Consider the following 12,436-nt stretch of genomic DNA (forward strand, 5'->3'; position numbering starts at 1 on the left):
TATGGACAATTTCATCCTCTTTGCTGGCACAGCTAACTCTGATTTAGCTGCCGCAGTTGCCCAGAAACTCAACATTGCTTTGGGTAAATCTCTGGTTGAACGCTTTCCAGATGGTGAGGTAAATGTGCGGTTACTGGAATCGGTACGCCAAAAGGCTGTGTTTATTCTCCAGTCCACTGCACCACCTGTCAATGACCATCTAGTAGAACTTTTAGCCTTTGCAGATGCTTGTCGTCGATCTGCGGCTAGTCGAATTACGGCGATTATTCCTTACTTTGGCTACGCCCGTGCAGATAAACGTCACGGTAGGCGCGAACCAATTACTGCCAGTATGGTAGCTGAAGTTTTACAGGCTGTAGGTGTAAATCATGTTGTCACACTAGATTTACATACACTTCAAATTGAAGGTTTCTTTCGCATTCCTGTAGATAGTCTGACGGCTGTACCCATTTTTTGCGAGGCTATACGCCATTACTTACCGCCTAATTTCGTAGTTGTATCGCCAGACACAGGGCGGGTACAGATGGCAACACAGTATGCTCAAAAACTTGATAGTTCAGTAGTAGTGCTACACAAACACCGCACCAGTGGCACTCAAACAGAGGTGACTCGTGTTGTGGGTGATGTAAAGGGTTATGCCTGCTTAATTATCGATGACATGATTTCCACTGGTGGCACTCTTGCGAAGAGTATTGAAGCCTTACTCAAAGCCGAAGCACGCCCAGAAATAATTATTGCTGCTACTCACGGGTTGTTTGTCAAGGAAGCACGGGCTAAGTTAAGTCATCCCAGCGTTAAGGCGATTTTTGTCACCGATAGTGTAGCTCCCAAGGAAACTGACTGGCAGCAATTAAAAATTGTCTCCATCGCACCTTTAATTGCTACTACTATTCAACGATTTAAAACTGATGGTTCAATTAGTGATTTATTTTAGAGGTATAAAAATATGTGGCAGAAATTCCGTAATCGAACGGAAGCAGGGAAACTATTAACTTCTCGGTTAACAGAGTATGCCAATCGTTCAGATGTTTTAGTATTGGGGCTTCCTCGTGGCGGTGTCCCTGTAGCATTTGAAGTAGCCAAGGCACTTGATGCACCATTAGATGTCTGCTTAGTGCGGAAACTAGGTGTACCAGGGCATAAGGAACTAGCGATGGGTGCAATTGCTACCGGAGGAGTCCGTGTATTAAATGAAAATGTTGTAGATTGGTTGCGGATTCCTCAAGCAACTATTGATCAAGTAGCAGCAATTGAAATGCGGGAATTAGAGCGTCGCAACATAGCCTATCGGGGTAATCGTCCTCCACCAAAAGTCAAAAATCATACGATTATTCTTGTAGATGATGGTATTGCTACGGGTGCTACTATTCGTGCAGCGATCACCACATTAAAACAGCAACAACCCCGCGAACTGGTGGTTGCAGTTCCCGTTGCAGGTGTAGCCACTTGTGAAGAATTACAAGCGGAAGTCGACAAAATTGTCTGCGTAATGATGCCAGAAAATTTGTATGCGATCGGTATTTGGTACGAGAATTTTGAGCAAACAACCGACGCAGAAGTATGTGAACTTTTGACAAGACAAAAATTAACCACAAGTAATTCGTAATACTCGTTATGGATAGGACATTAACACACCAACCCCAAGAATATGCGGTGTCAGTGCCAGTAGGTGAAGTAAAGCTCAAAGGTAATTTGGTGATTCCCAACGGTGCTACAGGCATAGTGTTATTTGCTCATGGTAGTGGTAGCAGCCGTCATAGTCCCCGCAACCGCTATGTTGCTGAAGTTTTACAACAGGCGGGACTGGCAACTTTGTTAATCGATTTGCTCACACTCGAAGAAGAAGAAATTGACTTACGGACAAGACATTTACGCTTTGATATTGCTTTTTTAGCCTCGCGATTAGTTGGGGCTACAGATTGGCTGATACAAAACCCAGATACTCAACACCTGAAACTAGGCTACTTTGGTGCTAGTACAGGCGGCGGTGCAGCTTTGGTAGCAGCCACACAACGTCCAGAAACAGTGCAGGCTATTGTTTCTCGTGGTGGAAGACCAGATTTAGCTCCTTTAGTCTTGCCCCAAGTGAAAGCGCCGACGTTGTTGATTGTTGGTGGGTACGATCTGCCAGTAATAGCAATGAATGAAGATGCTCTAGAACAATTACAAACATCAAAACGCTTAGTGATTATCCCCAATGCCAGCCACTTATTTGAAGAACCAGGTAAGTTAGCCGCCGTCGCCCAACTGGCAAGTGAATGGTTTAGGCATTATCTCAGATAAGGGTGTAGAGGTTGAGGCTAGTTTTACAGTCATTCATCACTTACTTTTCCGAGAGTTCCCCATCCCCAATACTTAGCACCTAAAGTATCACAAAAATTTTTGTAAATCTTAGCGGGTGTATGTTACCCGTCTAAGCTTATCCTTAAAAGCAAAGCGAGAGTTCTTCACCTTAGTATGTAGAGGTGATATGGATGTAGTCAAGCGTCGTATCGGTCTTGAGCAAGAGTTTTTTCTGGTAGATGAAGTTGGTCATCTGAGCGATCGCGCTGATGAATTTTTGCAGGGTTGTCACATCTTGGCGCAAGCACAAGGTTTAAACCCAAGTTACTTTGTGCCGGAGTTTGTCAAGAGTATGGTGGAAATTAACACACCACCAGCTTACACTGGCACAGAACTAGCAAGAGTTTACCTCAAAAATCTCAAATTGGCGCTGACTGTGGGGCGACAGATGAATTTACGCCTTTATCCTCTGTCTAGCTATCCCTTGCATATTATGCCAGTGATGCGCGATCGCCCCAATTACCATATTCAAGCACGGACGGTTGGCTATGATAAATTTCTGCACGCTGGAAAATGTACTGGCACACATCTGCATTTGGAAGTCCCGCCTGGGGTAATTGACCCTCGTGTTGCAGTCTCTTACAACTCAACATCAGCCGAGCGAGAAGAACTACTAAATATCTATAATTTAGCTACCGCTTGCGACTCAGCCCTCATTGCTTTAACACGGGCTTGTCCATTTTATGAAGGACAAGCGATCGGACTAGCCGCCCATACAATTCGCTATCGAGGTAGCCAAACCTTTGGCTGGGAAGGAGTTTACACGAATTTACAATCCGTGGGCGGGCTTATGCCTTATGCCGAGAGTGTGGAGGATTTAGTTGAACAGCAATTTGCTCGTTACTATGCTTGGTTGCAAGCGATGGAAAAAGCTGGGATTCCACCTCACCTATTCCTAGAAGCAGGAGGAAGCTTACTCAAGTCTGCTTGGAATCCAGTCCGACTCAACAAACTCGGCACTGTAGAAATTAGATGTATAGATAGCAACTATCCTTCGGTGATTTTAGCTGTAATTGTGCTGCTTGAAAATGCTGCGAATCGAGTCAGGCACGAGCAGTTAACAGTTAAATCAGCTAAAGGGATGCAGATATTTGAATTAGTAGGTAAATGTCTTTATGTCCCAGATTTCGCCTATCTAAATGGTGAATTACTCTATACCTCAGCTACAGAAGGAGTTAAAAACTCCAAAGTTAAGGCTTACGTCGATTCAATTTTGCAGTTTGCGATGAGAGACGCTGGCGAAGGAACAAATTTTTTAGCAAAACTGAGCAAATATCTGGATTGCTATCAAACAATAGAAGCTGTAATATTGCAAGAATTTACTCCAACAACTGCTCAACTTTCATTAGATGCGGGTTTGCGTCTAGTGCGTGATTGTTGTGACAAACTCGAAGCCCAAGTTGCATGGCTAGATACAGAAAATCCCTTAGCAGCATTGGACATTGAAGAAGGATTGTTACTAAAGCAGCATTAATAGAAAACTAAAATTTCACAAAACTTAAGACTATGGACGTTAAAGAACTTCTAAATCGATATGCAACAGGTGAAAGGAACTTCTACGGTATTGCCTTACCAAAAGCTGACCTCAGAGGTGTTAACTTGGGTGGTGTAGACTTTGGTAGAGCAGACCTAAGTGGCGCTAATCTCACAAAAGCATCTATGAGTGGCGCTAATTTGAGTCAAGCAAATCTTCAAGGCGCGAACCTAGAACACGCAAATTTATCAGAAGTGATTTTAAGTGGTGCAGACTTGCGTGAAGCTACTCTATCGACAGCTAACCTGAATGAATCAGACCTTAGCGGTGCATATCTTTGTGATGCAGACTTATGTAATGCAAGTTTGCATATGGCATTACTCAGTACAGCTAATTTGCAGCGTGTGAACCTCTGTGATGCCAAAATGAGTGGGGTCAGGATGTGGAAGGCGGATTTGAGAGAAGCTGACCTCACTGGTGCTGATTTAAGTGAGGCCAATTTGAGTGACGCAAACCTGACTGGGGCAAATCTAAATGCTACAGATATGAGTGAAGCCTTTTTAACTGGGACAATTATGCCTGACGGTACTATTCATAAATAAGTAGAAGGACTAAATTAAACCTAACTTGAGATCACTGGGTTTCGACTGCGCGGAAGTTGAATCTCGACTACGCTCGATTACCGCGTAGTCGAAACTCAACCCTCTTGGGATAAGGTTAGCCAGTTCTAAATAATTATGTCCACCTAATTAGTTGTCTAGATTCTCAACTATTAGCACTATTAATGTCGTTTCATCAACCAGTCTGGACATTACCCATTGCAGCCGTTTATGAGTTATTGGGAACTACTGACAACGGCTTGACTGAATATGAGGCAACACAAAGCCTTGAGCGTTATGGTGCGAATGAACTGCCAGAAACGGCCCAGCGTCCAATGTGGCTTCGCTTTACGGATCAACTCACCCACTTTATGGCTCTATTGCTATGGATAGCAGGAATTTTGGCATTTATTTCCGGCACTCCAGAACTGGGATGGGCAATCTGGGCTGTGATCTGGATTAATGCCGTCTTTAGTTTTTGGCAAGAGTTTCAGGCAGAACAAGCATTATCAGCACTCAAGAATGTGTTACCGATGCAGGTAAAAGTGTATCGAGATGGTGAACTCAAGCAAATACCAGCACGGGAACTGGTGCGTGGGGATGTTATGCAATTGGAAGAAGGCGATCGCGTTTCGGCTGATGCGCGTCTGGTAACATCCCAAAGTCTATACCTCGATGTCTCTGTGCTGACTGGTGAATCTCTGCCTGTGGCTCGCAATGCCTATCCAGTCAGGGTGCGGGAAGTTGCTGCTATTCGGGGTGGAAAGACTCTACCAGCCGGTGAACAACCTTTACAAGAACCAACTAATTTGGCGGAAATTCCCAATTTGGTGTTAGCAGGCTCAACAGTGTCATCAGGACGAGGAGTAGCTGTAGTCTATGCCACAGGCGCACAAACAGAATTTGGTCACGTAGCGCATCTCACAACCATTGTGCAACACGAACCTAGCACTTTAGAAGTGCAAGTGGCACAAATGGTGCGGGTAATCACAGCGATCGCTCTGACGATGGGAGTATTGGTATTTTTGCTGACATCTCTGTTAGTGGGGATGGAAGTGAAAGAGAGTTTTATGTTTGCGATCGGTATCATTGTAGCCTTAGTGCCGGAGGGGTTATTGCCTACCGTCACATTATCATTAGCAATTGGAGTCCGGCGGATGGTACGGCGCAATGCTCTAGTGCGTCGGCTGTCGGCGGTGGAAACCTTAAGTGCTACTACGGTCATCTGCACAGATAAAACTGGCACATTGACCAAAAACGAAATGACGGTGCATTATCTCTGGATTCCCTGGCAGCCTATTGGCAATGAACTGCCAGAAACACCATTGGCTATCTCACCCACCCTGATTGAAGTCACTGGGGCAGGATATGACCCTACAGTTGGGAAAGTACAGATGTCTGAGAATTTTGCTGCCGCCTGGAAGGTCAATTTGTTACTCACAGGCGCAGCACTTTGCTCTAATGCCCGCCTGATTCACCTGACAGCCCCTAGCCGTTGGCAAGAGATTGGTGATCCCACAGAAGCAGCTTTGTTAGTCGCTGCGGCTAAAGCTGGGCTAAATTTGGAAATCTTGCAAACACAACTTCCACGCTTGCGCGAAGTGCCATTTGATTCGCGGCGGCGAATGATGACGGTAATATTAGATTGGCGTGCCTCAACGGTATGGACTGGTGACTTGCCAAACTTAGCTTTTACTAAAGGTGCGCCGTTAGAAGTCTTACGCCACTGCACATCCATTTTACGCAATGGTACGCTGGCAGACATCAACCAAGACGACTGGAATCAAGTGGTAGCAGCCAACGATAGTTTAGCCGCCCAAGGTTTTCGGGTGCTAGGAGTAGCGGCGCGGCGTGTTGGGAGTGAGATGTTAGATTTGCGATCGCAAGACCTAGAGCAGAATTTAACCTTCATTGGTTTAGTGGCGATGTTTGATCCGCCCCGTCCAGAAGTAAGTGATGCGATCGCTCAATGCCATACCGCCGGAATTAAGGTAACTATGGTGACAGGTGATTATGGTTTAACTGCGGAAGCGATCGCTCGTCAAATTGGACTGGTCAACAACTCGGTACGAGTAGTCACAGGTGAAAGCATAGGACATTTGTCTGATGCACAATTAAAGCAAATTGTCAAATATCGTTCTGGATTGGTCTTTGCGCGGATGTCTCCAGAACACAAGTTACGGTTAGTGCAAGCCTACAAAGATATTGGTGATGTCGTTGCAGTCACAGGGGATGGAGTTAATGATGCCCCAGCCTTAAGAGCGGCTCATATTGGGGTAGCGATGGGGATGAATGGCACAGATGTAGCACGGGAAGCCGCCGATATTGTGCTGACAGATGATAACTTTGCCACTATTGTCAGCGCGATTAAGCAGGGACGTGCGGTTTATCAAAATATCCGCAAATTTATGACTTATATCTTGGCATCGAATGTGGCGGAATTAGTGCCTTTTTTGCTAATGGTAGCCCTAAAAATTCCCCCCGCTTTGGTAATCATGCAGATTCTCGCCATTGATTTAGGTACTGACTTAGTACCGGCTCTAGCCTTGGGTGCAGAAAAACCAGAAGTTGGCACAATGCAACAACCACCTCGGAAAAAATCGCGATCGCTTCTTGACCGTTCCCTACTTTTACGCGCCTATTGTTTTCTAGGACTACTCGAAGCGATTCTGGGAATGACAGCATTCTTCCTCATCTGGTGGAGTTATGGATATAACTTACAACAATTACAAGCCGTCACTCCCAGTATTTTATCGCACTCAGCTAACGCCGCCACCGTTGCTATATATGCTCAAGCTACAACCATGACCTTAGCTACCATTGTTGCCTGTCAAGATGGTAATGTTTTCGCTTGCCGTTCGGAGCGCACTTCTATTTGGCAGCTAGGATTATTTTCTAATCCTCTAATTTGGTTAGGAATTGCGATCGAATGGATGTTAGTCATACTGATTACCAACAGCACATCCTTAAGTAGAATTTTTTCCACTGCACCCTTAGTACCTTGGCAATGGTTGCTGTTGCTAGTATGTCCGCCAATTATTTTAGGCGCAGAAGAACTAAGAAAAGCCGCTTGGCTCAGAAATCCTAGACATAGACGATAAGGTACATCTACTGAAATTTCTCAGCAAATACTTTGCGTACCTTGGCGTGACGCTGCGTTTGATGTGAAACATTTTTTAGTACATCATCAATAGCAATTAAAGAGGGTCTGTTGCTGAAAACAATAATCCGAATAAAATTCTAGCAAGAACTTTGCCAACGCTATTGGACAAGTTTGTGATGAGCAGGTGCGAGTGAAAGTGATTCAAAAGTTTGTATCGAGGTGAAAATAAGGTTTTCTTCACGAGTTCCTCATGTTGTTTTTCTATAACTATATTCATGGAACTCAGAAAGTGCATTTAGTCCCAAGCTGGTACATCGAAAATCAAGATATTAAGATTCAGTCAAGGGACAAAATTCAGGTCAAAGGCTCAAGAATTAACTTTGCAAGACAACCAATTATCATTGCGGCTGAAGTCAAAAAAAAGTAACGCACTAATGAAATTGCGAGATAACAATGGTTTTCCTGTTTAGAATGGCTGGAGACAACGCTACTAGGGAGTATGAAATTATGGACAAAAAAAAACCAAACAATCCAGAAAATATCCTGTTTGCTATGTCAGAAGTTGGAGTTTGGCAAGAAACTGTGTTTGATAGTGACGCTGCGATTGTGTCACCTCCCACAAAAGATTCATGCTCTACGTACCCCACAGTACCTGGTATTAGTTACAGAAACTTCGCTCTATCTTCAACAGGTTTGACTCCCGAACAACAAAGCACCGCTCTAAGCCAATTGCACAACTATCAGTTTGTGCAGAAAAGTCACTTCCTCGGCTATCAAGTCAACCAAAGCTTTAACTACGAAGAAGACTTGAAGCCGTACCTCAATTATCACATCAATAACGTCGGCGACCCTTTCCAAAGCGGCAATTTCACCATTAACAGCAAGTTTATGGAGCGTGCGGTACTGGATTATTACGCCTCACTATGGAACGCACGCTGGCCACATGATCCCAATGACCTAGAGTCTTACTGGGGTTACGTCCTCACTATGGGTTGCACAGAAGGTAACTTATACGGTTTGTGGAACGGACGGGATTATCTAGCTGGCAAGTTCTTACTTAATGACCCTAGCGTTGAAGAAGAAGCCAGGAAAGCTAGTTTATCAGGTCAGCCACGCTCAGTACCGCCCCGTCTCATCTATCAGCAGGCACCTGTTTTAGAGGAAAATCCCAACGCCCATACTCCAGTTGCATTTTATTCAGAAGACACGCACTACTCAATTATCAAAGCTATGCGTGTGATGGCTATGCAGAATTTCTACGAGATTGGTACTGAAAAATATCCACAGGAAAATCCACTAGCACCCGGTCAGCCCTGGCCAAAAGAGGTGCCATCCCAAGGTGGTAACGATGGGCCTGGCTCGATTGATATTAAAGCGCTGTGCAAGCTCGTCGAGTTTTTTGCTGCTAAGGGATATCCGATTCTCGTGTGCTTCAACTACGGCACTACATTCAAAGGTGCTTACGACGATGTAGAAGCAGCTGGCAAAGCTCTGCTTCCTATTTTAAAAAAATATGGTCTTGACGATCGCAAGGTGTATTACGACCCCGAAGACCCAACCAAGTACGATATTCGCAATGGCTATTGGTTCCATGTAGATGGGGCGCTTGGTGCTGCCTATATGCCATTTATTGAAATGGCACATAACATGGGTAAAATCTCGCAGCGCGGGCCGAACTTTGATTTTCGTTTGCCTTTTGTACACTCGATCGCCATGAGCGGACACAAGTGGATTGGCGCACCCTTACCATGCGGCATTTATATGACCAAGACAAAGTATCAGCTGCGTCCACCCGACGATCCAGAATATATCGGTTCTCAAGATACTACATTTGCTGGTTCTCGCAATGGCTTTTCAGCCATGCTTCTCTGGGACTACTTGGCAAAAAATTCTTACGCAGCCCAGGTTGATAAGGTGCTTTATACAGAAAATATTGCTAACTATACATATTTGCAATTAAAGGCGTTAGAAGAGAAGTTGGGAGAAGATTTATGGGTAGCACATACGCCACTATCCCTGACTATCCGCTTCAAACGTGCTAATGATGATATTGTCTTTAAATATTCTCTCTCAAGCGAAACTTTGTATGTGAAAGGTCAAAAGCGCGAGTATTCGCATATTTTCCTCATGACACACGTTACCACTGCTCTGATTGATGAACTGCTCCAAGACCTCAGTCAGCCTGGTGCTTTCCCGAAACAGGAAGAAGAACAGCCAGAATTTGAAACTGATATTTACCTGACTCACAAGCCGAAGAAACTTATCCACGTTCCACATATCGGTCGTGGCTTTAAATAATACTGCCAGAGCGATTGCTCTTGCGACTTTCGTTATAAGAAAGAGTATAACGATACACAAGAAAAACTCCCAAAGATACAATTGCACCTCCTAACCCTACAGTCCAGGTTAATGCTTCACCGAGAAACCAATGCCCAAACACTACACCGATGACTGGTGCAATAAACAGGAAAGTCGAAACTGTATTTGCACTGTAAGTAGAACAAGGTGAAAAAACCAAAGTGTGTAAAGATAAGTAAGTAAGTCGTGGTGAAAATTTATAAGTATGTAACAAACAATTAAGCAGAAGAATAAGAGTTAAATTTTACACGTTTTGTACTGTAGTTTCTCTTTTCACCTTTTCTTTGAACTCCATCAATGACAGCATAAGCAAGGTCTAATTCGTCATCAAAAGTTTTCGAGGCAAGTTCATCTTTTTTAAGGTGTTGCCACTCTAATTCAATGGGATTCATTTCTGAACAATATTTGGGTAAAAAGAAGATGTACAAACCCATGTCTTCCCACTTTGACCATAATTGCTGAACCTCTTTACACCGATGTATCGGGCCGTTGTCCTGCACGATGACTCTGATGCGTCCTGATTGTTTGGCTTCTGCTGCTTCAAGCTCCATCATTTGGATATAGGATTTGCGTGAAACGCCGCCAATCACCAAACCGTACACAAAGCTAATTAGGGGTTGAAGGAACCCAATAATACTTAACCTTCGCCCCCTACGTTTACTTTGCTCCAAGCGTTTTTGCTGTCCTCGAAAGTAATAACTGTAACTCGGTTCACTCCAAGCACAAAACCCTGATTCATCCACATACTTTAAATCGATTTCGCCAACAGCAGCAGATAATTCCAGCATTTCTAAGTCTGCCTGTTTGATTTGCTGTACTACCGGGTCTTGTTTCCCCTTATGACTTTTTCGTGTTCGCTTCCAAATGACCCCCTTTTTTTGAGTACCTGCCTTAACCAGTCAGGACTCAATTTCACGGAGCGTTCTTGCTCTAATTTTTGGGCTAATTGAACACTATTATATGTACGTGGTTCTTGCTCCAAGCATTTTTCTAAGAACGCCATGTCAGCTTCTGCCCACCTTGATTTTCCTCCCCGCCCTGCTTTCTCCCACAGTCCTTCTAGACCTTGTTTTTCCCATCTATGCAAAACTTCTCTTACTGTTTGGGCAGTCCAGTCAAAGTGATCTGCTATCTTCTCTACGTACCAACCATGTGCGCTTAATCTGATCACTTCGGCTCGGTCTTTCACTTTCTGGGGTACATCTGCCGTTCTCAGGTTGAACAGAATTTTATCTTGCTTAGGAGTCAGAAATACCCTTAAACGGCAGCCCATATCCCTGTTACCTTGGTAAACACATTTATGTATTTACTTATCTTTACACACTTTGGTTTTTTCACCTTGTTCTACTTATCATCACCATAGCAATTTTGGCAGTAATAGCAGGAGCAGAAGGTTGGGAAGATATTGAGGAGTATGGAATCAGTAAACAGGAGTGGTTGAAAACGTTTTTGCAAATACCATTTGGAATACCCAGTCCCGATACTTTTAGGAGGGTGTTTGAAAGAATTAACCCAAAAGAATTTGAGCAATGTTTTCGGGAGTGGGTACAATCACTAATTGAGAAATTGGGAGTAGAAGTAGTAGCCATAGATGGCAAAACCCATAGAGGCTCATATGATCGGGAATCTCAGCTAAAAGCATTACACACGGTCAGTGCCTGGTCGAGTGAACACCGTCTGGTCTTGGGACAAACAAAGGTGACTGAAAAATCCAATGAAATTACTGCGATTCCAGCACTGTTAGAAATGTTAGACATCTCTGGCTGCATCATTACTATTGATGCAATGGGTACTCAAAAATCGATTGCCGAGAAAATTATCGCGGCTGATGCGGATTATATTCTGAGCCTGAAAGAGAATCATCCAAAACTACATCAACAAATCAAAAATTGGTTTGCGACAGCACAATCAATTGGATTTAAAAGTATTGATGTCAGCATTAGTCAACGTATTGAAAAAGGACATCACCGCATCGAAAAGCGTACAGTTTACACTGTACCTGTGTCGCAGATTCCTGAACTTTATCAACTAGACTTATGGGTAGGACTCAAAACAATGGTGATGGTAGTACGTTCGAGTCAGCATTGGAATAAAACAACACAAGAGGTGCAATTTTACATTACTAGTCTCAAGAGTGATGCCCACAAAATTGGTAGTGCAATTCGACAGCATTGGGGTATTGAAAATTCTGTTCATTGGACATTAGATGTCACTTTCAATGAAGATGAATGTCGAATTCGTTCTCTGCACAGTCCACAGAATTTTTCTTTGCTACGTCGCATTGCTCTTAATGCCTTAGAGCGAGAATCCTCTTTCCGGCGCAGTATTCGCCAAAAGTCACGGCGAGCCGCGATGAATGATCAGTATATGCTTTCTGTTTTGGCTGCATCTCTCCCAAATTCAATACTCTCCTAAAATCCTACTGTCAATTGGGTTTGAGACGCGCTGACCCTGTGGCTTTTGATTTATATGAAGCGCGGGGGAATATAGTTTATTGCGTTTTTACAAGGAGTTTAATCATGGATTTGTTTAAAGATTACGAAGTGTATAAAGATTTAT

The 12,436-nt window shown here is 43.8% G+C and carries 10 protein-coding genes; 8 read left to right on the forward strand and 2 right to left on the reverse strand.

All coding sequences use genetic code 11. From position 1 onward, the window contains the following. Position 1: 1 nt before the first annotated feature. The 7 genes from NSMS1_RS32675 to NSMS1_RS32705 all read left to right on the forward strand — a co-directional run bounded on the left by NSMS1_RS32675 (position 2) and on the right by NSMS1_RS32705 (position 9,817). Entirely contained in the window at positions 2-934 is a 933-nt protein-coding gene (locus NSMS1_RS32675; RefSeq protein WP_224095893.1) for a ribose-phosphate diphosphokinase, read from the forward strand. A 12-nt stretch (positions 935-946) separates the two neighbouring features. Continuing rightward, entirely contained in the window at positions 947-1,606 is a 660-nt protein-coding gene (locus NSMS1_RS32680) for a phosphoribosyltransferase (RefSeq protein WP_224095894.1), read from the forward strand. A gap of 8 nt (positions 1,607-1,614) precedes the next feature. After that, positions 1,615-2,283, forward strand: coding sequence for a dienelactone hydrolase family protein (locus tag NSMS1_RS32685; protein WP_224095895.1), 669 nt, complete (start codon positions 1,615-1,617; stop codon positions 2,281-2,283). 187 nt (positions 2,284-2,470) lie between these two features. Further along, the gene (locus NSMS1_RS32690) at positions 2,471-3,817 is read left to right on the forward strand and encodes a glutamate-cysteine ligase family protein (protein ID WP_224095896.1); all 1,347 of its coding nucleotides are present in this window, start codon (positions 2,471-2,473) and stop codon (positions 3,815-3,817) included. Positions 3,818-3,849: 32 nt separating this feature from the next. Further along, positions 3,850-4,419, forward strand: a complete 570-nt coding sequence (locus NSMS1_RS32695; protein ID WP_224095897.1) for a pentapeptide repeat-containing protein — start codon at positions 3,850-3,852, stop codon at positions 4,417-4,419. Between the two features lie 182 nt (positions 4,420-4,601). Further along, the gene (locus NSMS1_RS32700) at positions 4,602-7,517 is read left to right on the forward strand and encodes a cation-translocating P-type ATPase (protein ID WP_224095898.1); all 2,916 of its coding nucleotides are present in this window, start codon (positions 4,602-4,604) and stop codon (positions 7,515-7,517) included. Positions 7,518-8,026: 509 nt separating this feature from the next. Next, entirely contained in the window at positions 8,027-9,817 is a 1,791-nt protein-coding gene (locus tag NSMS1_RS32705) for a pyridoxal-dependent decarboxylase (RefSeq protein ID WP_224095899.1), read from the forward strand. Here NSMS1_RS32705 and NSMS1_RS32710 read toward each other — a convergent pair. Then, a complete protein-coding gene (locus NSMS1_RS32710) occupies positions 9,810-10,037 on the reverse strand; it encodes a DMT family transporter (RefSeq protein WP_263432610.1) in 228 nt (75 codons plus the stop codon). The two genes, NSMS1_RS32705 and NSMS1_RS32710, sit on opposite strands and share 8 nt — an antisense overlap. A 58-nt stretch (positions 10,038-10,095) precedes the next feature. After that, positions 10,096-11,150 (reverse strand): IS630 family transposase gene (locus NSMS1_RS32715; protein WP_224095901.1). Its coding sequence is split into 2 segments (ribosomal slippage): positions 10,096-10,755 and positions 10,758-11,150, totalling 1,053 coding nucleotides; the frame shifts between segments, so codons are not numbered across the junction. Between the two features lie 95 nt (positions 11,151-11,245). On the opposite strand from NSMS1_RS32715, the gene NSMS1_RS32720 reads away from it, so the two are divergent. After that, the gene (locus NSMS1_RS32720; RefSeq protein WP_317986629.1) at positions 11,246-12,292 is read left to right on the forward strand and encodes an ISAs1 family transposase; all 1,047 of its coding nucleotides are present in this window, start codon (positions 11,246-11,248) and stop codon (positions 12,290-12,292) included. Positions 12,293-12,436: the final 144 nt, after the last annotated feature.

Origin of the sequence: Nostoc sp. MS1, from assembly GCF_019976755.1 — a bacterium.
Lineage (GTDB): Bacteria > Cyanobacteriota > Cyanobacteriia > Cyanobacteriales > Nostocaceae > Trichormus.

Bases quoted from the DNA above. Each gene is read 5' to 3' on its own strand.
- NSMS1_RS32705 (WP_224095899.1), top strand. From the start codon at position 8,027: ATGGACAAAAAAAAACCAAACAATCCAGAAAATATCCTGTTTGCTATG.
- NSMS1_RS32685 (WP_224095895.1), top strand. From the start codon at position 1,615: ATGGATAGGACATTAACACACCAACCCCAAGAATATGCGGTGTCAGTG.
- NSMS1_RS32680 (WP_224095894.1), top strand. From the start codon at position 947: ATGTGGCAGAAATTCCGTAATCGAACGGAAGCAGGGAAACTATTAACT.
- NSMS1_RS32700 (WP_224095898.1), top strand. From the start codon at position 4,602: ATGTCGTTTCATCAACCAGTCTGGACATTACCCATTGCAGCCGTTTAT.
- NSMS1_RS32675 (WP_224095893.1), top strand. From the start codon at position 2: ATGGACAATTTCATCCTCTTTGCTGGCACAGCTAACTCTGATTTAGCT.
- NSMS1_RS32695 (WP_224095897.1), top strand. From the start codon at position 3,850: ATGGACGTTAAAGAACTTCTAAATCGATATGCAACAGGTGAAAGGAAC.
- NSMS1_RS32690 (WP_224095896.1), top strand. From the start codon at position 2,471: ATGGATGTAGTCAAGCGTCGTATCGGTCTTGAGCAAGAGTTTTTTCTG.